Genomic DNA, 22,092 nt, shown 5'->3' with positions numbered 1-22,092 from the left:
GCGGTAGCACGGCGTTGACCCGGCCATCACCGGTGAGCCTCCGGAAGAACGGGCGCGAGCCCCAGTAGAACCGGACGGGTGCGGCCCGTCACAGCCGCCGAACGAGAGGCCAGTGCCTTCGCGCCCTGGCAAGCGAGGTGGTACCGCGGTGCGCCCGCAGCGGCGTGTCGTCCTCGTGAGCCGGTTGTACGCGAGCGAGGAGTGGCACGATGGCCTACCCGAAGGCAGGCGAGGGGTCCGTTCCCTCCCAGCCGTCCTTCCCCGTCCTGGAAGAGGGCGTGCTCGACTTCTGGAAGTCCGACGGGACGTTCCAGGCGTCGATCGACGCCCGCCCGGCGGGCGACAGCGGGTCCAACGAGTTCGTCTTCTACGACGGCCCGCCGTTCGCCAACGGCCTGCCGCACTACGGCCACCTGCTGACCGGGTACGTCAAGGACGTCGTCCCTCGCTACCGCACCATGCGCGGCGAGCACGTCGAGCGCCGGTTCGGGTGGGACACCCACGGCCTGCCCGCCGAGGTGGAGGCCGAGAAGCAGCTCGGGTTCTCGTCCAAGAGCGAGATCGAGGCGTTCGGCATCGAGAAGTTCAACGACGCCTGCCGCACCTCGGTGCTCCGCTACACCGACCAGTGGCGCGACTACGTGACCCGGCAGGCCCGCTGGGTGGACTTCGACAACGACTACAAGACGCTCGACCTGGACTACATGGAAAGCGTCATGTGGGCCTTCAAGACCCTGTGGGACAAGGGCCTGGTCTACGAGGGCTTCCGGGTGCTCTGGTACTGCTGGCGCTGCGAGACGCCGCTGTCCAACACCGAGACCAAGATGGACGACACCTACCGGACCCGGCAGGACCCGGCGGTGACGGTGGGCCTGCGCCTGGAGACCGGCGAGCTGGCCCTGGTGTGGACGACGACCCCGTGGACGCTGCCGTCCAACCTCGCGGCCGCCGTGCACCCGGACGTGGACTACGTGGTGGTCGAGGCCGCCGGCGAGCGGTACCTGCTGGCCGAGGCCCGGGTGCCCGCGTACGCGCGTGAGCTGGGCGAGGAGCCGCCGGTGGTGGCCCGGCTGAAGGGCGCCGACCTGGTCGGGCGCCGGTACCGGCCGCCGTTCGGCTTCTTCGCCGGGCGCGAGAACGCCCACCAGGTGCTCGCGGCCGACTACGTCACCACCGAGGACGGCACGGGCATCGTCCACATCGCCCCGGCCTTCGGCGAGGAGGACAAGGCGGTCACGGACGCGGCGGGCATCGAGGTCGTGGTGCCGGTCGACGCGCACGGCCGGTTCACCTCCGAGGTGCCGCCGTACGAGGGCCTCCAGGTCTTCGAGGCGAACAAGCCGATCATCCGGGACCTGCGCGAGGCCGGCCTGCTGCTGCGCCACGAGACCTACGACCACCCGTACCCGCACTGCTGGCGGTGCGACAACGCGCTGATCCAGCGCGCGGTGTCGTCGTGGTTCGTCGCGGTGTCGCGGTTCAAGGACCGCATGGTCGAGCTGAACCAGCAGATCAACTGGGTGCCCGAGCACATCCGCGACGGCCAGTTCGGCAAGTGGCTGGAGAACGCCCGCGACTGGAACATCTCGCGCAACCGGTTCTGGGGCTCGCCGATCCCGGTGTGGGTGTCGGACGACCCGGCGTACCCGAGGGTGGACGTGTACGGCTCGCTGGACGAGTTGGAGCGCGACTTCGGCGTGCGGCCGGCGGACCTGCACCGGCCGGGCATCGACGCGCTGACCAGGCCGAACCCGGACGACCCGTCGGGTCGGTCGGTGATGCGGCGGGTGCCCGAGGTGCTGGACTGCTGGTTCGAGTCCGGGTCGATGTCGTTCGCCCAGGTGCACTACCCGTTCGAGAACCGCGAGTGGTTCGAGGACCACTACCCGGGTGACTTCATCGTCGAGTACAACGGGCAGACGCGCGGGTGGTTCTACACCATGCACGTGCTGGCCACGGCGCTGTTCGACCGGCCGGCGTTCCGGAACTGCGTGGCGCACGGGATCGTGCTGGGCGACGACGGGCAGAAGATGTCCAAGTCGCGCCGGAACTACCCGGACGTGAACGAGGTGTTCCAGCGGGACGGGTCCGACGCCATGCGGTGGTTCCTCATGGCCTCGCCCATCCTGCGGGGCGGTGACCTGGTGGTCACCGAGCGGGGCATCCGGGACGCGGTCCGGCAGGCCGTGCTGCCGCTGTGGAACTCCTGGTACTTCCTGGCGCTGTACGCGAACGCCGGTGACGTCGAGGGGACGTGGCGGACGGACTCGCCGCACGTGCTGGACCGGTACGTGCTGGCGAAGACGCACGACCTGGTGGCGGGCGTGGGCGCGCAGCTGGACGCGTACGACATCTCCGGCGCGTGCGCGTCGATCCGGGAGTTCCTGGAGGTGCTGACCAACTGGTACGTGCGGCGGTCGCGGGACCGGTTCTGGGCCGGCGACCGGGACGCGGTCGACACGCTGCACACGGTGCTGGAGGTGGTCTGCCGGGTGGCGGCGCCGCTGCTGCCGCTGACGGCGGAGGCGGTGTGGCGCGGGCTGACCGGTGGGCGGTCGGTGCACCTGACCGACTGGCCGGTGGCCGCCGACCTGCCCGGCGACGAGGCCCTGGTCACCGCGATGGACAAGGTGCGGCAGGTGGCGTCGACCGCGTTGTCGCTGCGCAAGGCCAACAAGCTGCGGGTGCGGTTGCCGCTGGCCGAGCTGGTCATCGCTTCGGCGGACGCGGGCGTGCTGGAGCCGTTCGTGGAGGTGCTGCGCGACGAGGTCAACGTGAAGTCGGTGTCGTTGACGGCGGACGTGGACGCCTACGGGCACTTCCAGCTGGCGGTGAACGCGCGGGCCGCAGGGCCCCGGTTGGGGCCCGCGGTGCAGAAGGTGATCAAGGCGGTGAAGGCCGGGGACTGGGCCGAGGTCGACGGGCGCGTGGTGGCGGCCGGGGTCGAGCTGCTGCCGGAGGAGTACGAGCAGCGGCTGGTGGCCCGGGAGGCCGGGGCGACGGCGGCGCTGCCCGGGAACTCCGGGTTGGTGGTGCTGGACACCGCGGTGACCGAGGAGTTGGCGGCCGAGGGCGTGGTGCGCGACCTGGTGCGGTTGGTGCAGCAGGCCCGCAAGGACGCCGGGTTGGACGTGTCGGACCGGATCTCGCTGGTGCTGGGGTTGCCTGCTGACGTGGAGGCGGCGGTGCGGGAGTTCGAGGCGTTCGTGAGGTCGGAGACGTTGGCCGAGTCGGTGGGGTATTCGGCTGGTGTTGAGGGGGTTGAGGGGGTCGTGGGAGAAGGGCGGAAGGTTCGGGTCGCGGTGTCGCGGGTCTGAGCTTGGTTGGCCTTGGGGTGGGTCCGGCTCGATGTGACATGGGCCCTTACGAGTACCGGAGGCAGGCCGCAGTCGGCAGGCTCGGCGGGGGAAAGCGTCCCGCCGAGCCTGCCGGCTCCGACCAGCCTGTGGCACTCGAACCCATGTCAAATCGGGCCTCGTCGGCCGGTGGCCGTCCCCACCTGGTCCCTGTTCTTCCTCGCGAGTCGTACGTTCAGGTCGGGCGAGTCGTACGTTCAGACCCGGTGAGTTGCACGTTCGGGACCGGCTGGTTGTGTGTTCGGGTCGCGAGTCGAACGTTCGTGACCACCGTGTCGAACGTTCGGGACGGGTGAGTTCTGCGTTCGTGGCCTGGTTTCAGAACAGGTCGTCGTCTTCCAGGTGTTGGCGGAGGGTGTTGAGGCACCTGCCCCTGGTCGGGCCGATGGAGCCCCTGGGCATGGAGAGGGCTTCGGCTACCGCTCGGTACTCCGCGCGGCCCGCCAGCACGGTGAGGCGGAGGAGTTCCTGGCACTTGCGCGTCATCCTGCCGAACGCTTGCCAGAGGCGGCGGTCGCGGTCGTCGCGGAGGGCTTCCGCTTCCGGTAGCCAGCGGTCGTCCGGCATGTCCAGGGCCGAGTCGGTGGAGAGGGCCGCTCGGCCGTTCTGGTCGCGCCACGCCCGTTGCGACTCGCGGCGGGTCGCGACGATCAGCCAGCCCGCCACGGCCCGTGGTTCGTGGAGGCGGTCCAGGTGGCGGAGGAGGCTGAGCCAGACCGTCTGCACGACGTCCTCGGCGGTCGAGCGGTCCAGGCCGTTGCCCCGTGCCACGTGCCAGACCAAGGGGGTCAGCTCGGTGACCAGGGCGTTCAGGGCTTCGTGGTCGCCGGCCTGGGCCGCGGTGACGAGGGTGGCTTGGCGGTCGTGGGGGGACGGGGCCTGCGCCATGATCGCCGCTGCTCCCAGCTCGTCGGGGTCGGGGTCGTCCGGGATCGCTTCGGACAGCTCTGCCCGGAGGTGGTCCAACCGGGGGTCCAGCTCGTCCGTCATCTCGTTCCCTTCCCGCGTCCCCGGGCCCGGCGTTCCTGGTTGCCGACCCGGTCGCTGACCTGCGACCTCGCCTCGGACACGTACCTGCGCACCGACGCGCGTCGACAGCCCAGCACCTCGGCGATCTCGTCGTCGTCGAAATCCCAGAACCGCAGCACCAGGGCGGTGCGCTGGTGGTCCGGCAGGCGCGCCACGGCCGCCAGGGTGCTGGTCAGCTCGTGCCACGCCTCGGGGTCCCGGTGCCGCTGCACCAGGACCCGGTGGGCGCCGCGGACCTCGTCGGTCAGCTCGCTCGGCCTCTCCCACCTGCGCGCCTGGTCGACCAGCAGGTTGCGGATCACCTTCACCAGCCAAGCACGCCTCGACGTGGCCGCGATCGCCGGCCAGTGCCGCCACGCGCTGACGAACGCCTCCTGCACCGCGGACTCGTGGTCCAGGTGCGGCGACACGACCGCCGCGAACCTGAACAGGCGCGTGCGCTCGCGGTGGTAGAAGTCGGTGAAGGTGGCTGCGTGGTCGTCGGGGTCTTCCGCCGTCACGAACCCTCCTCCCTCGTGGTCTGCGCCCGGTAACGGGTAGACGGGCGGGACCCGGGGTTGTGGAGGAAATCCGGTCAGACCCTCCTCTTGGCCGCGGCGCGCGGCAACCTGACCCGCGGAGACCACCTGTTCGGGTGAGCGTGTGGGTGGTCCGCGGCTCGGGCGGCGTTGTCCGGCAGGTCCTCGATCAGGGCGTCGTGCGGCGGGCGGATCGCGAGTGGCCAGGTCAGGCGGGCCCAGCCCCGGGGGCGGTCGACGAGTTCGCCGGGGTCGGGGACCTGGCGGGTGTGGACGTTCCTGGTCACGTTCCGCCCTTCCGTACGGGACCGTATGGTGCGGCCGTACGGTAGCGTACGGAAGGGTGAAGCGGAGGACGCCGGACGACTGGACCGGGGTGGCGCTGCGGGCGTTGGCCGAGGGTGGGGTCGCTGCGGTCGCGGTGGAGCCGCTGGCGGTGCGGCTGGGTGCGACCAAGGGCAGCGCCTACTGGCACTTCCCGAACCGGGAAGCCCTGCTCAGGGCCACCGTGGAGCGCTGGGAGCGGGAGCACACCGAGGCGGTCATCGAGCTGGTGGAGTCGGTGGAGGGGCCCGAGGCGCGGCTGCGGCTGCTGTTCGGCACCGTGCTGGAGGCGGTGGACCACAGTTCGGTCGAGTTGGCGATGCTCGCGGCCAAGGATCACCCGGTCGTGGCTCCCGTGCTGGCCCGGGTCACCGCCCGGCGGATCGACTACCTGGGGGCGGTGTTCCGGGACCTGGGCTTCGCCGGCGACGCGGCGCGCCACCGGGCCGTCCTCGCCTACTCGGTCTACCTGGGCCAGGCGCAGCTGCTGGCGGCCGCGCCGGACGTGGTGGCGGCGCGGCGGGCGCTGCTGGAGGAGACGCTGATCCTGGTGACGAGCCGTGGGTGAGGCGTTCCGGTTCTCGGTGCGGGTCAAGCCCGGGGCCCGGAGGGAGGTCGTCGGCGGGCGGTGGGGTGAGGGGGCGCTGATCGTGGCGGTCGCCGCGCCGGCCGTGGAGGGCAGGGCGAACGAGGCCGTGTGCAAGGCGCTGGCCAGGGCTTTCGGTGTGCGGGCGCGGGACGTGGCGGTGGTGGCCGGCGAGCGCGGCCGGGACAAGGTCGTGCAGGTCGACCCCGCCCCGGCCGCCGCTCCGGAGGTGCTGGAGCGGTTGCTAGGCGGCTAGCGTCCAGACCGCGTGCGCGATCGCGTCGGCGTTGCGGTCGAGCGCGGTCGCGTTGATGTTGGCCGTGGTGTCGCAGGAGCGGTGGTAGCAGCGGTCGAACGCCTGGCCGGCGGTGCCGCCCCACTTCTGGGCCTGCGCGGAGGTCTTGATGCCCTCGGCGCCGGTGAACGTGCCGCCGACCGGGATGCTCGCGCGGGCGAACGCCGCGTGGTCCGACCTGCCGCCCACGCTGGTCAGCTCGGTCGGCACGCCGATGCCGCTGAAGTAGCCCTGGATGACCTGCTGGAGCTGCGTCGAGCCCGTCGGCTGGCCGGAGGCGCTGTAGACGAAGTAGCCGGGGTTCGGCGAGCCCGTCATGTCGAAGTTCAGGTACGCCCGGATGCGCGACCGGTCCGTTGTGGACAGCGAGTTGACGTAGTAGGTCGAGCCCACCAGGCCCAGCTCCTCGGCGCCCCACCAGGCGAAGCGCAAGCGCTTGCCCGGCTGGAAGCCCGTGGACCGGACGGCGAGGGCCACCTCCAGCAGGCTCACGGAGCCGGTGCCGTTGTCGTTGATGCCGGGGCCCGCGGTGACGCTGTCGAGGTGCCCGCCGAGCATGATGACGTTGTTCGCGTCACCGGTGGTCCAGTCGGCGATCAGGTTGTAGCCGACGACGCCGTTGCGGGTGAACGACTGCACCCGCGTGGTGTAGCCGGCGGCGTCCAACTTGGACTTGATCCAGTTGACCGAGGCCAGGTAGCCGGGCCTGCCGTGCGCCCGGTTGCCGCCGTTGGCGGTGGCGATGGACTGGAGCTGGTTGAGGTCGGCCTGGAGGGTGGCGACCGAGATGTCGGGGCCGGCCGGGGCGGCGGTGGCCGAGCCCGAACCGAGCAGCGCGCCGGCGGTGACCAGCACGACGGAGATCGTTCGCAGTTTCACGGTTTCTCCCGCAGGGAAGTGGAGGTTCTCCCACCGTGCCCTGGTCGGCGCGCCGCCGGTAGCGTCGTTCGGCTGGTGCCTGATTAGTCCAGATCGGCGGCAACGGGGAGAATGACCGCGACGCGTGACGACAGGAGGTCGAGTGGGTGGTGTGACGGGCTTCCTCGGTGTCGCCGCCGGGGTGCTCCTGCTCTCGGTCGTCGCGGTGCGGCTGTCGATCCGGCTCGGCCTGCCGTCGCTCCTGCTCTACCTCGGCATCGGCGTGCTGCTGGGCGAGGCGGTGCTGGGCATCCAGTTCGAGGACGCGGACCTCACCCGGTCGCTGGGCACGGCCGCGCTCGTGCTGATCCTCACCGAGGGCGGTCTGACCACGCGGTGGCCCGACGTGCGGCCCGCGCTGGGGCTGGGCGTGGCACTGTCCACAGTGTCCGTCGGGGTCAGCATCGCGGTCACCGCGTTCGGGCTGCACCTGCTGCTGGACATGGACTGGCGCACGGCGCTGCTGTGGGGCGCGGTGCTGTCGTCCACGGACGCGGCGGCGGTGTTCAGCGTGCTGCGCGGGGTGGGCGTGGGCAAGCGGCTGATCGGACCGCTGGAGCTGGAGTCCGGCATCAACGACGCGCCGGTGTACATCGCCGTCGTGCTGCTGGCGGCACCCGACCCGATCACCTGGACCGCGCCGCTGCTGATGGGCTACGAGCTGGTCGCGGGCACGCTGATCGGGCTCGGGCTGGGGTGGCTGGGAGGCGTGGGGCTGCGCCGGGCGGCGCTGCCCGCGACCGGCCTGTACCCGCTGGCCACGGTGGCGGTGTGCGTGCTGGCTTACACGGCGGGGGACCTGGCGCACGCGTCCGGGTTCCTCGCGGTCTACATCTCGGCGTTGGTGCTGGGCAACGCGCGGCTGCCGCACCGGTCGGACACGCTGTCGTTCGCCGAGGGGCTGGGGTGGCTGTCCCAGATCGGGCTGTTCGTGCTGCTCGGGCTGTACGCCTCGCCCGGTCGGCTGCTCGACGCGGTGGTGCCGGCGCTGGTGGCGGGAGGGGTGCTGGTGCTGGTGGCGCGGCCGCTGTCGGTGCTGTGCGCGGCGCTGCCGTTCCGGGTGCCGTGGCGGGAGCAGGTGTTCATCTCGTGGTCGGGGCTGCGGGGCGCGGTGCCGATCGTGTTCGCGCTGATCCCGCTGATCCAGGGGGTGCCGGGGGCGCAGCGGCTGGTGGACGCCGTGTTCGTGCTGGTCGTCGTGCTGACGGTGGTGCAGGGGACGACGCTGCCGTGGCTGGCGAAGTGGCTGAAGCTGGTCCGGTCGGGTGAGGCGCTGGAGGTGCAGGTCGACTCGTCGGCGTTGGACGAGCTGGGCGCGGAGCTGCTCCAGGTGCGCATCCAGCGGGGGTCCCAGCTGCACGGCGTGTACCTGTCCGAGCTGCGGTTGCCGCCGGGGTCCTCGGTGAGCCTGGTGGTGCGGGGCGACAAGGGGTTCACGCCCCAGCCGACCACGCGGTTGCAGGAGCACGACCAGCTGCTGGTGGTGTGCACGGACGTCGTGCGCACGGCCACGGAGCAGCGGATCCGGGCGGTGGACCGGGCCGGTCGCTTCGCCCGCTGGAAGGGCGACGCGGGCCTGCCCTGATCGCGCGAGTCGTACGTTCCGGCCCGTCGTGTCGTACGTCCAGGACCTCCGAATTCAGCGTTCGCGTCACCCCGATGGGGTGCCTGAACGTGTAACTCGGGGGTCCTGAACGTACGACTCGCGCGGTCTGGAGGTACGACTCGCGGGGTCTGAGCGTACGACTCGCGGTCTCAGGGGGTGGGATGGGTGGTGGGGTGGTGGGGGGCGGGTTAGGGTGGTGGGGAAGGTCATGAGTGCCAGTGACAAGCCCGGGCTTGCTGGCCGGCAACCCTCCAACCGCGGTGGGGTGCCCCCGGTGAGGACCTGGTCGTGCGCGTCGGGCGTGCGGCAAGCGCGGGCCTCCGGTGGAGTCCCGGACTCCCGGAGGGTCTCGTGGCCGTTGCGGTTTCCCCTGTCGTCGGTGCCGGTCTGCCCCGGACGGTGGGCGCCTCGCTGAGGGTGCCGGTGCTGACCGGCGAGCGGGTCGAGTACGCGAACCTGGACCACGCGGCCGGCGCGCCCTGCCTGGAGCAGGTGCGGGACGCCGTCGACGAGCTGCTGCCCTGGTACGCGAGCGTGCACCGGGGCGCCGGGTTCGCCTCACAGGTGTCGACGCGGGTCCACGAGCAGGCGCGGGAGGCGGTGCGCCGGTTCCTGGGCGCGCGCGACAGCGACTCGGTCGTGTTCACCCGCAACACCACCGACGCGCTGAACCTGCTGGCCAGGGCCCTGCCGCGGCGGACGGCGGTGGTGCTGTTCGACACCGAGCACCACGCGGCGCTGCTGCCGTGGCGCGGGCCGCACGTGCGGCGGCTGCGGACGCCCGGCGACCCGGCCGCGGCGGTGCTGGAGCTGGACCGGGCGCTGCGCGAGGCGCCGGTCGGGCCGCGGCTGGTGGTGGTGACCGGCGCGTCGAACGTCACCGGCGAGGTGTGGCCGGTGGCCGAGGTGGTGCGGGTGGCGCGCCGCCGCGGTGCGCGCGTCGTCCTGGACGCCGCCCAGCTCGCGCCACACCGGCCCATCGACCTGCGGGCCCTGGACGTCGACTACGCCGTGCTGTCCGGGCACAAGCTGTACGCCCCGTTCGGCGCGGGCGCGCTGGTCGGCCGGTCGGACTGGCTCCGGGCCGCCGAGCCCTACCTGGTGGGCGGCGGGGCCACGGCCCGCGTCACCGACCGCGGCGGCCGGTTGGGCGTGTCCTGGTCGAACGGGCCCGAGCGGCACGAGGCGGGCACCCCCAACGTGGTGGGCGCGCACGCCCTGGCCACCGCCTGCGACGTGCTGGCGCGGCACTGGGCGCAGACGCTGGAGCACGAGCGGGTGCTGCTGGCGCGGCTGCGGGACGGCCTGCGGTCGGTGCCCGGCGTGGCGGAGCTGTCGCTGTTCGGGGCCGGGCACGACCGGGTGGGCGTGGTCGGCTTCACGGTGGGCGCGCAGGACGTCGGCTACCTGGCGGCGGCGCTGTCCGCCGAGCACGGCATCGGCGTGCGCGACGGCGCGTTCTGCGCCCACGTGGCCGTCCAGCGGCTGGCCGGCGGCCCCGCGCTGCGCGCCTCGATCGGGCTGGGCACCACCGAGGAGCACGTGGACCGGTTCGTCGAGGCGCTGCGCCGGCTCGTCACCGAGGGTTCGCGGTTCGAGTACGAACTGAGGGAGGGTCGGTGGGCGCCGGTCGACGACGTGCGCCCGCTCCCGCCGTTCCTGCGCTGACGGGGATGCTGGACAATGGCCGGGTGAGCACTGAGCCCAACACCGAGCCCGACGCCGCGGACCAACCGGAGGCGCCGCTGCCCCAGCGCCGCGTCGCCCTGCTGGCCGTCATCGCGCCGCTCGTGCTGGCGCTCGACCTGGGCACCAAGGTCCTGGCGGTGGAGCGGCTGGAGGGCCGGGAGCCGGTCGAGCTGCTCGGCGGCCTGCTCTACCTGCCGCTGATCCGCAACACCGGCGCGGCGTTCGGCCTGGCCGAGGGCTGGACGGTGATCCTCGCGCTGATCGCGTTCAGCGTGGTCGGCTTCATCCTGTGGATCGCCCGCCGGCTGCGGTCGGTCGGCTGGGCCATCGGCCTGGGCCTCATCCTGGGCGGCGCGACGGGCAACCTGGTCGACCGGGTGTTCCGCGCCCCCGGCCCGCTGCGGGGCGGCGTGGTCGACTTCATCTCGGTGCTCGACCCGTGGGGCAACTTCTTCCCCGTGTTCAACCTGGCCGACTCGGCCATCTGCGTGGGCGGCGGCGTCATCGTGCTGATGGCCCTGCTCCAGCGCGACTACGACGGCACCAAGGTGGAGAAGAAGAAGTGAGCGGCTACCGCAACCTGCCCGTGCCCGACGGCCTGGACGGTATGCGCGTCGACGCGGGCCTGGCCAAGCTGCTGGGCCTGTCGCGCACCGCGGTGGCGGCGCTGACCGAGTCGGGCGACGTGGTGCTGGACGGGCACCCGGCGGGCAAGTCCGACCGGCTGGTCGCCGGCTCGGTGCTGGAGGTCACCCTCCCCGAGCCCGAGCGGCCGGTCCAGGTGCAGGCCGTGCCCGTGGAGGGCCTGGAGGTCCTGCACGAGGACGACGACGTGATCGTGGTCGACAAGCCGGTGGGCGTGGCCGTGCACCCGAGCCCCGGCTGGACCGGGCCCACGGTGGTGGGCGGCCTGGCCGCGGCGGGCATCCGCATCGCCACCTCCGGCGCCGCCGAGCGGCAGGGCGTGGTGCACCGGCTGGACGTCGGCACGACCGGCGTGATGGTGGTCGCCAAGAGCGAGGGCGCCTACTCCTCCCTGAAGCACGCCTTCAAGGAGCGGACCGTCGAGAAGCTGTACCACGCGCTGGTGCAGGGCCACCCGGACCCGATCAAGGGCACCATCGACGCGCCCATCGACCGGCACCCCAAGCACGACTACCGGTTCGCCGTGATGGCCAACGGCAAGCCCAGCATCACCCACTACGAGGTGGCCGAGGCGTTCCGGGCCGCGTCGCTGCTGGACGTGCACCTGGAGACCGGCCGCACGCACCAGATCCGGGTGCACTTCTCGGCCCTGCGCCACCCGTGCGTGGGCGACCTGACCTACGGGGCCGACCCGTCGCTGGCCAAGCGACTGGGTCTCACCCGGCAGTGGCTGCACGCCCGGATGCTCGGCTTCCACCACCCGGCCGACGGCCGGTGGGTGGAGTTCACCAGCGAGTACCCGGCCGACCTGGCGAACTCCCTGGAGCTGCTCCGCGACGAAGGTCACTGAGTCGGCGTGACCTGAGCCATAACGCCGCCCCGCGGTTGCTTCGTCTTGCGAAGCTTCTACCGGAGAAACCGGGGGACGGACACATGGACAACAAGACCCGCCTGGCCGCCCTGCTGGGCGCGCTGTGCAGCCTGGGACCGCTCTCGATCGACACCTACCTGCCCGCGTTCCCGGACATGGCCCGGGAGTTCGGCACGGGTGAGTCCCAGGTCCAGCTGTCGCTGACGACCTTCATCATCGGCCTGTCGCTGGGCCAGCTGCTGGTCGGACCGCTGTCCGACTCGTGGGGCCGCCGCCGGCCGCTGCTGGTCGGGCTCGGCGGCTACGTGCTCGTGTCGCTGGTCTGCGCGGCGGCGCCGGGCGCGCTCGCGTTCTCCGGCCTGCGGCTGCTCCAGGGCCTCGGCGTGGCGGCCGGGTTCGTGGTCGCCGCGGCGATCGCCCGCGACCGCTTCGAGGGCCTGGCCATGGCCCGGTTCATGTCGCTGATGATGATGGTCAACGGGATGGGCCCGGTGCTCGCCCCGGTGCTGGGCGGCCAGCTGCTGCGGTTCACCAGCTGGCGCGGCACGTTCGTGGTGCTGGCGCTGCTCGGCCTGGTGCTGCTGGTCCTGCTCGCGCTCACGCTGCCGGAGACCCTGCCGCCGGACCGGCGCCGGCCCGCGAACCTCCTGCTGACCCTCCGGGTGTTCGGCGGGCTGCTGGCGGACCGGAAGTTCCTCGGCTACGTGCTCGCCTCGTCCCTGGCGCTGGGGTCGCTGTTCGCCTACGTCGCGGGCGCCTCGTTCGTGCTCCAGGACGTGTTCGGGCTGACCGCGCAGCAGTTCAGCTACGTGTTCGCGGCGAACTCGGTGGCCATCTTCCTGGCCGGCGTGCTCAACACCAGGCTCACCGGCCGGATCATGCCGCGCCCGCTGCTCAAGACCGGCCTGGCGGGCGCCGCGGTCGGCGGGGTGGGGCTGGTCGTCGGCGCCGCGCTGGACGGCGGGCTGGCCACGTTCCTGCCGCCGCTGTTCGTGCTCACGATCGGCGTCGGCCTGCTCATGCCGAACGCCTCGACGCTGGCCATGTCGCGGCACCCGGAGGCGGCGGGCAGCGCCTCGGCCGTGCTGGGCGTGCTCACGTTCCTGGTCGGCGGGCTGATGGCGCCGCTGGTGGGCGCGGGCGGATCGGCCAGCCTGCTGCCGATGGTGACCGTGATGGGTGCCTCCGCCGTGCTGGCCACCGTCGTGTTCGCGGTGCTGACCAGGGGCGACGTGGGCATCACCCGGGACGGCGAGGCGCGGGGCGGAGAAGAGGTGCGGGACGGTGAGGCGTCGGCCGCGGTGCCCGCGCGCTAGTCGTCGATCGTCCAGACCAGCGTGTTGAGGTCGGGCTCGGGGCGGGCGCTCCAGCGGACCGAGAAGACCCCGGTCTCCTCGGGCAGCACGTAGACGGTGTGCCCGCCCGCCGTCTCGCCCGGCTGCACGCCGATCTTGTGCGGCGGCCGCGACGACAGCGACACCGGTGCCTTGGCGATCGTCTCGCCGGTCTTGGTCATCAGCACCAGGTACATGTCCGGCAGCGCGTTGAACGGCACCTTGCCGGTGTTGGCCAGCTCCGTGTGCACGACCACGGCCCGCTCGCCGGGCGCGAGCTTGTAGCCCGCCGCGGTGAACAGGAAGTCTGCCGGGTCGACCACCTCGACCAGCTGGATGGTGAACCGGGCGCCCTCCAGGCCCTCGGTCGCCAGGGCGCTGCCGATCTTGCCGGTGCGGGAGCGCGGCGCGCCCTGCTGGTCGCCCCGCGCCCACCCGGAGGTGCCGGGCACGCCCCAGGTGCTCATCGGCTCCGGGAGCGGGACGGGCCCCGACGGCGGCTGGGCCGGGAACGGCTGGCTGGGCGGGCCCTGGGCGGGGGTGTACGGCGGGTAGGGGCCCGACGGCGTGCCGCGCACCGAGCCCTGCCGCGGGTACGCGCCGCTGGGCGTGCCGCGGACCTGGGTGGGGCCGGAGGACTGCCCGGGGTTGCCGGGACCGGAGTAGCTGCCCCAGGCCACGCTGTTGGCCAGGGCCGCGCGCACGCCGTTCGGGTCGCACTCCACGCCGACCAGCAGGGGCAGCCCGCTGCCGGACAGGGTGATCAACCGGGTCGCCGCCTCGCGGGGGTCCATGCCCAGCTTCGCCGCCAGCTCGTGGACCGCCGCCCGGCCCGATTCGGCGAGCAGCGCGAGCAGACGTGCGTCGACTGGGTCCGGCGTTACCACACCTCCGAACGCTACCCGCCTGCCACGACCCCCGCGCCATCGGCCTGTCGAGTGGTGGGCGCGGACACGGTCGGACTAGTGTGCGACGGGCGGTGGCGCGGCGGGTTCCGCCACCCGGGTTCCTGCGGGTCCGCAAGGGGGTTCTGGCGTGGCTGACTCGTTCGTGCACCTGCACGTGCACACCGAGTACTCGATGCTCGACGGCGCGGCGAAGCTGAAGGACATGTTCGCCGAGTGCGAGCGGATGGGGATGCCCGCCGCCGCGATCACCGACCACGGCAACATGTACGGCGCCTACGACTTCTTCCGGCAGGCGACCGCCGCCGGGGTCAAGCCGGTCATCGGCATCGAGGCGTACATGGCCCCGGACTCCCGCTTCAACAAGCAGCGCGTGCTGTGGGGCGACCCCGGCCAGAAGTCCGACGACGTCTCCGCCAGCGGCGCGTACACCCACCAGACCATCTGGGCCCGCACCAGCGAGGGCCTGCACAACCTGATGAAGGTCTCCAGCCTGGCCTCCACCGAGGGCCAGCTGGGCAAGTGGCCGCGGATGGACGCCGAGCTGATCGCCGAGCACTCGGCGGGCCTGATGGCGACCACCGGCTGCCCGTCCGGCGAGGTGCAGACGCGGCTGCGGCTCGGCCACGAGCGGGAGGCCCTGGAGGCCGCCGCCAAGTGGCGCGACATCTACGGCGCGGACAACTTCTTCGTCGAGCTGATGGACCACGGCATCGACATCGAGCGCCGGGTCCGCGACGGCCTGCTGGACGTGGCGAGGAAGCTCGCCATCCCGTTCGTGGTCACCAACGACTCGCACTACACCTACGCCGAGGACCGCGAGGCGCACGAGGCGCTGCTCTGCGTGCAGACCGGCAAGACGCTCCAGGACCCGAACCGGTTCAAGTTCGACGGCACGGGCTACTACCTGAAGTCGCCCGAGGAGATGCGCGCGATCGACCCCTCCGACGCCTGGCAGGAGGGGTGCCGCAACACCCTGCTGGTGGCCGAGAAGGTCGACCCGACCGACATGTTCACCTTCCAGAACCTCATGCCGCGCTACCCGGTCCCGGAGGGCAAGACCGAGGCCGACTACTTCCGCGACGAGGTCTGGGAGGGGATGCGCCGGCGCTTCCCCGGCGGGGTGGACGAGGTCCACACCAGGCAGGTGGAGTTCGAGATCGACGTCATCCTCCAGATGGGCTTCCCGTCCTACTTCCTGGTGGTCGCCGACTTCATCAACTGGGCCAAGGCCAACGGCATCCGGGTCGGCCCCGGCCGCGGGTCGGCCGCGGGCGCGCTGATCGCCTACGCGATGGGCATCACCGACCTCGACCCGCTGGCCCACGGCCTGATCTTCGAGCGGTTCCTCAACCCGGACCGCGTCAGCCCGCCCGACATCGACATCGACTTCGACGAGCGCCGGCGCGGCGACGTGATCCGGTACGTCACCGAGAAGTGGGGCGTCGACAAGGTCGCCCAGGTGATCACCTTCGGCACCATCAAGGCGAAGGCGGCGATCAAGGACTCCGCCCGCGTGCTCTACGGGCAGCCGGGCTACGCGGTGGCCGACCGCATCTCCAAGGCCATGCCGCCCGCCGTGATGGGCAAGGACATCCCGCTGTCGGGCGTCTTCGACCCGCAGCACAAGCGGTACGCCGAGGCGTCCGAGGTCCGCGCGCTCTACCAGACGGACCCGCAGGTCAAGGAGATCATCGACACCGGCCGCGGCCTGGAGGGCCTGATCCGCAACGCGGGCGTGCACGCCTGCGCGGTGATCATGTCCGCCGAGCCGCTGATGGACCACATCCCGGTCTGGAAGCGGCCCCAGGACGGCTCGATCATCACGCAGTTCGACTACCCGACCTGCGAGACGCTCGGCCTGCTGAAGATGGACTTCCTGGGCCTGAGCAACCTGACCACGATCGACGACGCGCTGAAGAACATCGCGCTCAACGGCAAGGGCGACGTCGACATCACGACCGTCCCGCTGGACGACAAGAGGGCCTACGACCTGCTCGGCCGCGGCGACACCCTGGGCGTGTTCCAGCTCGACGGCGGCGCGCTGCGCGACCTGCTGCGGCTGATGCGCCCGGACAACTTCGAGGACGTCTCCGCCGTCATCGCCCTGTACCGGCCGGGCCCGATGGGCGCGAACTCGCACACGAACTACGCGCTGCGCAAGAACCGGCAGCAGGAGATCGTGCCGATCCACCAGGAGCTCGAAGAGCCCCTGTCCGACATCCTGAACACGACCTACGGCCTGATCGTGTACCAGGAGCAGGTCATGGCGATCGCGCGGAAGGTCGCGGGCTACACGCTGGCCCAGGCGGACCTGCTGCGCCGCGCGATGGGCAAGAAGAAGAAGGAGATCCTCGACAAGGAGTTCACCGGCTTCGAGAAGGGGATGCTGGACAACGGCTACTCGCCGGAGGCCATCAAGACGCTGTGGGACATCCTGGTCCCGTTCGCGGACTACGCGTTCAACAAGGCGCACTCCGCCGCGTACGGCCTGATCGCGTACTGGACCGCCTACCTCAAGGCGAACTACCCGGGCGAGTACATGGCCGCCCTGCTCACCACGAACTCGGACAACAAGGACAAGTCGGCGATCTACCTCGCCGAGTGCCGGCGCATGGGCATCACCGTGCTGCCGCCGGACGTCAACGAGTCCGAGCGCGAGTTCGTCGCGGTCGGCGACGACATCCGGTTCGGCCTGGGCGCGATCCGCAACGTCGGCGCGAACGTGGTCGACGCGATCACCAAGGCGCGCAAGGAGAAGGGCCGGTTCACCGACTTCTCGGACTTCCTGCGCAAGGTCGACGCCACGGTCTGCAACAAGAAGGTCGTGGAATCGCTGATCAAGGCGGGCGCCTTCGACTCGCTCGGCCACCCGCGCAAGGGCCTGCACATGGTCCACGTGGAGGCGGTCGACGCGGTCATGCTGACGAAGAAGGAGGAGGCCCGCGGGCAGTTCGACCTGTTCGGGGACGGCGGGGGTGACGACGGCGTCGGCGTGTTCGACGTGCGCATCCCCGACGAGCACTGGGAGTCCAAGCACCAGCTGACCCTGGAGCGGGAGATGCTGGGCCTGTACGTGTCCGGCCACCCGCTGCGGGGCGTGGAGCAGGTGCTGGAGTCCTATTCGGACGCCTCGATCGCGCGCATCCTGGAGGGCGACGTGCCCGACGGCACGCAGGTCACCCTGGGCGGCATCCTCGCCTCGGTCACCCGCCGGGTGAACAAGAACGGCGAGCCGTGGGCCTCGGCGCAGCTGGAGGACCTGGCCGGTGGCATCGAGGTGCTGTTCTTCCCCAAGAGCTACGTGGTGCACGGCATGTCGGTCGCGGAGGACGCGATCGTGCTGGTCAAGGCGCGGGTGGCGAAGCGGGAGGACCGCATCTCGCTGATCGCCAACGACCTGGTCGTGCCGGACCTGTCGGAGCTGGGGTCCCAGGCGCTGAAGCTGAAGGTCTCGGCGTCGCGGTGCGACCCGAAGCTGGTGACCTCGCTCAAGGAGGTCCTGCGGGCGCACCCCGGGACCACCGAGGTGCACCTCAACCTCGTCATCAACAGCAGCCGCAACACGCTGCTGAAGCTGGACGACGCGCTGCGGGTCAGCCCGACTCCTTCCCTGATGGGCGATTTGAAGGCATTGCTGGGTCCCGGCTGCTTGGGCTGATCGGGTGAGAACCGGGCCGGGCGGGGACAAGAGGGTGCCTCGGATCGTTTGAGTTAACAGGGTTAACTCATACGAAGGGGTCCTCGATGGGGGAGAAGTTGGACGGTCTGGACGTGCTGGGCGAGGAGTACTTCGCCGACCCGCACGCCTACCACGCCCGGCTGCGCGAGCAGCGGGCCGCGACCGAGGTGGTGCTGCCCCGCGGCTCCCGGGCCTGGCTCGTCACCCGGTACGAGGAGGCGCGGGCCGCGCTCGCCGACCCGCGCTTCAAGAAGCACTACGAGGGCTTCCCGCGGGTGATGGAGCTGTCCCAGACGCGTCCCGTCGAGGCGGGGGTGTTCGCGGAGTCGCTGACCCGGCACATGCTCAACGTGGACCCGCCGGACCACACGCGGCTGCGCAAGCTCGTCACCAAGGCGTTCACCGCCCGGCGGGTCGAGCAGCTGCGACCACGCGTCCAGGAGATCACCGACCGGTTGCTCGACGAGGCGGAGGAGGCGGCCGGGCGGGGGCCGCTCGACCTGGTGGACGCGCTGGCGTTCCCGCTGCCGATCACGGTCATCTGCGAGATGCTCGACGTGCCGATGGAGGCGCGCGAGGACTTCCGCGCCTGGTCCAACGTCCTGGTCGGCGGCTCGGAGCCCGCGGACATCGAGGCGGCGGGCAAGGCGATGGCCGGCTACCTGTTCGAACTGGTCGAGCACAAGCGCGCCACCCCGGGCGAGGACTTCTTCTCCGCGCTGGTGCACGCCAGCGAGGACGGCGACCGGCTCGACCAGGGCGAGCTGATCGCCATGGCGTTCCTGCTCCTGGTCGCCGGCCACGAGACGACGGTCAACCTCATCGCCAACGGCGTCTTCCACCTGCTGCGCCACCCGGAGCAGCTGGCGAAGCTGCGCGACGACCGGTCGCTGCTGCCCGGCGCGGTGGAGGAGTTCCTGCGCTACGAGAGCCCGGTCAACCAGGCCACGTTCCGCTACACCACCGAGGACGTCGAGCTCGGCGACGTGGTGATCCCGGCGGACAGCCTGGTGCTGGTGTCGCTGCTGGCCGGCAACCGCGACAGCGCGAAGTTCCCCGACGCCGACCGGTTCGACATCACCCGGCCGACGGGCGGGCACCTGGCGTTCGGGCACGGCCTCCACTTCTGCCTGGGCGCGCCGCTGGCCCGGCTGGAGGGCGAGATCGCGGTCGGGGCGCTGCTGGAGCGGTTCGACGTGACGCCTGCGGAGCGGCTGGACGCGCTGCCGTGGCGGCCGGGGACGCTGATCCGCGGGTTGGTCTCGCTGCCGGTTAACCTCACGCCCCGTGGACCGCGATGAGCTGCTGAAGCTGGACCGGGAGCACGTCTGGCACCCGTACGGGCCGATGCCGGGCGACCGGGAGCCGCTGGTGGTGACCTCGGCCTCGGGCGTCCGGCTCCGGCTCGACGACGGGCGCGAGCTGGTCGACGGCATGTCGTCGTGGTGGGCCGCCATCCACGGCTACGGGCACCCGGTGCTCGACGCGGCCGTGCGCGACCAGCTCGGCCGGATGAGCCACGTGATGTTCGGCGGCCTCACGCACGAGCCCGCGGTGGCCCTGTGCGCGCGGCTGGTCGAGATCACGCCCGAGCCGCTGCGGCACGTGTTCCTGTGCGACTCCGGCTCGGTGTCGGTCGAGGTCGCGGTGAAGATGGCGCTCCAGTACTGGCGCTCGCGGGGGCGGCCGGCGAAGCGGCGGCTGCTGACCTGGCGCGGCGGCTACCACGGGGACACCTTCCAGCCGATGTCCGTGTGCGACCCGGAGGGCGGGATGCACGCGCTGTGGCGCGGGGTGCTGCCGGAGCAGGTGTTCGCCTCGGCTCCCCCGGCGGAGCTGGAGACCTCCTACGTGCAGGAGCTGGCCGACCTGGTCGAGGCCCACGCGGGGGAGCTGGCCGCGGTCGTGGTGGAGCCCGTGGTCCAGGGCGCGGGCGGGATGCGCTTCCACGACCCGCGCTACCTGCACGTGCTGCGCGAGCTGACGCTGGCCCACGACGTGCTGCTGGTCTTCGACGAGGTCGCCACCGGGTTCGGGCGGACCGGCGAGCTGTTCGCCGCCGACCACGCGGGCGTCAGCCCCGACATCATGTGCGTGGGCAAGGCGCTGACCGGCGGTTACCTGTCGATGGCCGCCACGCTGTGCACGGAGCGGGTGGCGGAGGGGATCTCTCGGGGCGAGGTGCCGGTGCTCGCGCACGGGCCCACGTTCATGGGCAACCCGCTGGCCGCGGCGGTCGCGTCGGCGTCGGTCGACCTGCTGCTGGGCCAGGACTGGCGTGCCGAGGTCGCGCGGATCTCGGCGGGGCTGCGCGGCGGGCTGGCCCCGGCGACCGGGGCGCCGGGGGTGCGGGACGTGCGGGTGCTGGGCGCGATCGGGGTGGTCCAGCTGGACCACCCCGTCGACGTGGCCGCCGCCACGGCCGCCGCGGTGGAGCGCGGGGTCTGGCTGCGGCCGTTCCGGGACCTGATCTACACGATGCCGCCGTTCGTCAGCACCGACGAGGACGTGGCCGCGATCTGCGGGGCGGTGGTGGCGGCCGCGGGGGCGTCAGGTGCGCAGCAGGGTTGAGCCCCAGACGAGCAGCAGCGTCGCGTAGGCCACGCAGATCCAGCCGATCTGCGGCTTGGTCGGCTCCCCCTTGCGACCGGCCAGCTTGGTGACGAACAGCCACCAGAGCAGGGCGACCACGCCGATCGCCAGCGGGGTGGCGATGATCCCGTACGCGCCCGCGAAGACGCCCGCCCAGTAGTCGGTCGGCAGGACGACGGTCTGGGCGCGGCCGACCGGGATGCAGAGCAGGGCCACCGCGGTCCAGCTCCAGGCGGTGGTCTTGAGCCGCTTGACCGTGGCCGGGCGGGCGGTGTCCTCGTTGATCGCCACGACGCCCCAGGCCGCGAACGCGCCGCCGGCGAACAGCCAGCCCGTGACGGTCGAGACGACCGGCACGCGGCCCACCAGGGCGCCGATGGCGGGGATCAGCTCGTACCAGAGGAAGAAGTGGCCGGCGACGGCCAGCGCGATGCCGCCGAGCACCACGCCCGTCTGGGCCAGGCCGGACTGGCGGTTGAACCAGTTCTTCCGCGCCGCCGCCTGGGCCGACGCCTGCGCCGCCGCGGACCGGGCGGCCCCGGCCCGCGGCGCCCTGGTCCGCGTGGTCGAGCCGGTCCCACCCCCGGGCGGGACCGGCCGCTGCCCGCGCTTCCCCCCGCCCACGTCAGGCCCCCGGCGCGAGGGCGTCGGCCAGTTCGGTGTTGGTCGGCTCGACCAGGACCCGGCCGTCCGGCAGTACCAGGACCGGGATGTTCCTGCGGCCGCCCGCGATCTCGACGGCCCGGTCGCGGGCCGCGTCGTCGTGCTCCACGTCCACCTCGGTGAACGGGACTTCGTGCTCCCGCAGCCATGCCTTAGCCCGGCGGCAGTCACCGCACCAGTTCGCGCTGTAGAGGACGATCTCACCCATGCCGGTGACTGTAGAACGCGGTGGCCGGCAACGCTCCGTGCAGTCCTAGGGTGAGTGGCCGTGAGCGTCCTCGTCATCACGGGCACAGGCACCGAAGTCGGTAAGACCGTGGTGGTCGCCGGCGTCGCGGCGCTGGCCGCGGCCGACGGCCGGCGCGTGGCCGTGCTCAAGCCCGCCCAGACCGGCATCCCCGACGGCGCGCCCGGCGACCTGGCCGAGGTGGTCCGGCTCGCGGGCCCGGTCACGACCCGGGAGCTGCGGCGCTACCCCGAGCCGCTGGCGCCCGCCACGGCCGCGCGCCGGGCCGGGATGCCGACCGTGAGCCCCCGGGACGTGGCCGCGGCGGCGGTGGAGCTGGCCTCGTCCCACGACCTGGTGCTGGTGGAGGGCGCCGGCGGGCTGCTGGTGCGGTTCGACGACAGCGGGACCACGGTCGCCGACGCCGCCTGGGCGCTGAACGCGCCGGTGCTGGTGGTGGCCCACCCCGGGCTGGGCACGCTGAACACCACGGCGCTGACGGCGGAGGCGCTGGTGCGGCGCGGGCTGGAGTCGGTGGGCGTGGTGGTGGGGCGGTGGCCCGCCGACCCCGACCTGGCGTGCCGCACCAACCTGGTCGACCTGCCCGAGGCGGCCGGCGCGCCGCTGCTCGGCGCGCTGCCGGACGGGGCCGGGCTGCTGGGCCGCGACGAGTTCCTGGAGGTGGCGCGGGAGGGCCTGTCGCCCTGGTTCGGGGGCACCTTCGACCCCGAGAAGTTCGCCGCTCCGCACCCGTGCTGAGGCTCCGCCCGTAGTGATGCACGTCGCTCGGTCCGGGCGGGTCCGGTGCGGCACACTGACCGGCGGACCACCGCCGTCGTTCGTCTGAGGAGAT

General features: G+C 72.2%; 19 protein-coding genes and 1 riboswitch. Of the genes, 12 read left to right on the top strand and 7 right to left on the bottom strand.

The genetic code is table 11. From position 1 onward, the window contains the following. Window positions 1–209: 209 nt before the first annotated feature. A complete protein-coding gene (ileS, locus tag Q5530_RS19080) occupies window positions 210–3,317 on the top strand; it encodes an isoleucine--tRNA ligase (RefSeq protein ID WP_415363970.1) in 3,108 nt (1,035 codons plus the stop codon). 357 nt (window positions 3,318–3,674) lie between these two features. Here the strand turns inward: ileS and Q5530_RS19075 are convergent, their stop codons facing one another. The 3 genes from Q5530_RS19075 to Q5530_RS19065 form a co-directional block, all read right to left on the bottom strand. Then, on the bottom strand, window positions 3,675–4,244 hold the full coding sequence (locus tag Q5530_RS19075; protein ID WP_415364191.1) for an RNA polymerase sigma factor: 570 nt from the start codon (window positions 4,242–4,244) through the stop codon (window positions 3,675–3,677). A gap of 98 nt (window positions 4,245–4,342) precedes the next feature. Next, a complete protein-coding gene (locus Q5530_RS19070; RefSeq protein ID WP_415363968.1) occupies window positions 4,343–4,885 on the bottom strand; it encodes an RNA polymerase sigma factor in 543 nt (180 codons plus the stop codon). A 74-nt stretch (window positions 4,886–4,959) separates the two neighbouring features. Next, the gene (locus Q5530_RS19065) at window positions 4,960–5,190 is read right to left on the bottom strand and encodes a hypothetical protein (protein ID WP_415363967.1); all 231 of its coding nucleotides are present in this window, start codon (window positions 5,188–5,190) and stop codon (window positions 4,960–4,962) included. A 56-nt stretch (window positions 5,191–5,246) separates the two neighbouring features. Here Q5530_RS19065 and Q5530_RS19060 point away from each other — a divergent pair, with 56 nt between their 5' ends. After that, window positions 5,247–5,795, top strand: coding sequence for a TetR/AcrR family transcriptional regulator (locus Q5530_RS19060; RefSeq protein ID WP_415363965.1), 549 nt, complete (start codon window positions 5,247–5,249; stop codon window positions 5,793–5,795). Further along, window positions 5,788–6,069, top strand: a complete 282-nt coding sequence (locus Q5530_RS19055) for a DUF167 domain-containing protein (protein WP_415363964.1) — start codon at window positions 5,788–5,790, stop codon at window positions 6,067–6,069. The genes Q5530_RS19060 and Q5530_RS19055 overlap by 8 nt, the downstream gene beginning before the upstream one ends. Here the strand turns inward: Q5530_RS19055 and Q5530_RS19050 are convergent. Further along, a complete protein-coding gene (locus Q5530_RS19050; RefSeq protein WP_415363962.1) occupies window positions 6,058–6,987 on the bottom strand; it encodes a M28 family metallopeptidase in 930 nt (309 codons plus the stop codon). The two genes, Q5530_RS19055 and Q5530_RS19050, sit on opposite strands and share 12 nt — an antisense overlap. 151 nt (window positions 6,988–7,138) lie before the next feature. Between Q5530_RS19050 and Q5530_RS19045 the strand changes: the two genes are divergently transcribed. From Q5530_RS19045 to Q5530_RS19025, 5 genes are all read left to right on the top strand, one after another. Beyond that, entirely contained in the window at window positions 7,139–8,611 is a 1,473-nt protein-coding gene (locus Q5530_RS19045; protein WP_415364189.1) for a potassium/proton antiporter, read from the top strand. Between the two features lie 225 nt (window positions 8,612–8,836). Then, a riboswitch (SAM riboswitch) is annotated at window positions 8,837–8,951 on the top strand. 32 nt (window positions 8,952–8,983) lie between these two features. Beyond that, entirely contained in the window at window positions 8,984–10,300 is a 1,317-nt protein-coding gene (locus tag Q5530_RS19040) for an aminotransferase class V-fold PLP-dependent enzyme (RefSeq protein ID WP_415363960.1), read from the top strand. A 23-nt stretch (window positions 10,301–10,323) separates the two neighbouring features. Beyond that, window positions 10,324–10,887 carry a signal peptidase II gene (gene lspA / locus Q5530_RS19035; RefSeq protein WP_415363959.1) on the top strand — a complete coding sequence of 188 codons (564 nt, stop codon included), beginning with the start codon at window positions 10,324–10,326 and terminating at the stop codon, window positions 10,885–10,887. Window positions 10,888–10,928: 41 nt separating this feature from the next. Next, on the top strand, window positions 10,929–11,816 hold the full coding sequence (locus Q5530_RS19030) for an RluA family pseudouridine synthase (protein ID WP_380634231.1): 888 nt from the start codon (window positions 10,929–10,931) through the stop codon (window positions 11,814–11,816). Between the two features lie 83 nt (window positions 11,817–11,899). Further along, window positions 11,900–13,153 carry a multidrug effflux MFS transporter gene (locus tag Q5530_RS19025; protein ID WP_415363958.1) on the top strand — a complete coding sequence of 418 codons (1,254 nt, stop codon included), beginning with the start codon at window positions 11,900–11,902 and terminating at the stop codon, window positions 13,151–13,153. On the opposite strand, the gene Q5530_RS19020 is transcribed toward Q5530_RS19025, so the two are convergent. Beyond that, window positions 13,150–14,058 (bottom strand): AsnC family protein, encoded by a 909-nt coding sequence (locus tag Q5530_RS19020; protein ID WP_415363957.1) that lies wholly within the window; start codon window positions 14,056–14,058, stop codon window positions 13,150–13,152. The two genes, Q5530_RS19025 and Q5530_RS19020, sit on opposite strands and share 4 nt — an antisense overlap. Before the next feature lie 148 nt (window positions 14,059–14,206). Between Q5530_RS19020 and dnaE the strand changes: the two genes are divergently transcribed. The 3 genes from dnaE to Q5530_RS19005 all read left to right on the top strand — a co-directional run bounded on the left by dnaE (window position 14,207) and on the right by Q5530_RS19005 (window position 20,329). After that, window positions 14,207–17,737 carry a DNA polymerase III subunit alpha gene (gene dnaE / locus Q5530_RS19015; RefSeq protein ID WP_415363955.1) on the top strand — a complete coding sequence of 1,177 codons (3,531 nt, stop codon included), beginning with the start codon at window positions 14,207–14,209 and terminating at the stop codon, window positions 17,735–17,737. An 86-nt stretch (window positions 17,738–17,823) separates the two neighbouring features. Continuing rightward, window positions 17,824–19,059 carry a cytochrome P450 family protein gene (locus Q5530_RS19010; RefSeq protein ID WP_415363954.1) on the top strand — a complete coding sequence of 412 codons (1,236 nt, stop codon included), beginning with the start codon at window positions 17,824–17,826 and terminating at the stop codon, window positions 19,057–19,059. After that, window positions 19,046–20,329 (top strand): adenosylmethionine--8-amino-7-oxononanoate transaminase, encoded by a 1,284-nt coding sequence (locus Q5530_RS19005; protein WP_415363953.1) that lies wholly within the window; start codon window positions 19,046–19,048, stop codon window positions 20,327–20,329. The genes Q5530_RS19010 and Q5530_RS19005 overlap by 14 nt, the downstream gene beginning before the upstream one ends. Here the strand turns inward: Q5530_RS19005 and Q5530_RS19000 are convergent. Then, window positions 20,309–20,974 (bottom strand): hypothetical protein, encoded by a 666-nt coding sequence (locus Q5530_RS19000; RefSeq protein WP_415363952.1) that lies wholly within the window; start codon window positions 20,972–20,974, stop codon window positions 20,309–20,311. The two genes, Q5530_RS19005 and Q5530_RS19000, sit on opposite strands and share 21 nt — an antisense overlap. Before the next feature lies 1 nt (window position 20,975). Next, window positions 20,976–21,221, bottom strand: coding sequence for a glutaredoxin family protein (locus tag Q5530_RS18995; RefSeq protein WP_380633856.1), 246 nt, complete (start codon window positions 21,219–21,221; stop codon window positions 20,976–20,978). A 60-nt stretch (window positions 21,222–21,281) separates the two neighbouring features. On the opposite strand from Q5530_RS18995, the gene bioD reads away from it, so the two are divergent. Further along, on the top strand, window positions 21,282–21,998 hold the full coding sequence (gene bioD / locus Q5530_RS18990) for a dethiobiotin synthase (RefSeq protein WP_415363951.1): 717 nt from the start codon (window positions 21,282–21,284) through the stop codon (window positions 21,996–21,998). The last annotated feature ends 94 nt before the right edge of the window (window positions 21,999–22,092 follow it).

Origin of the sequence: Saccharothrix sp. BKS2 (genome assembly GCF_047689505.1) — a bacterium.
Classification (GTDB): Bacteria; Actinomycetota; Actinomycetes; order Mycobacteriales; family Pseudonocardiaceae; genus Actinosynnema; species Actinosynnema lopnurensis.
This window is presented reverse-complemented; position numbering and strand designations above follow the sequence as displayed.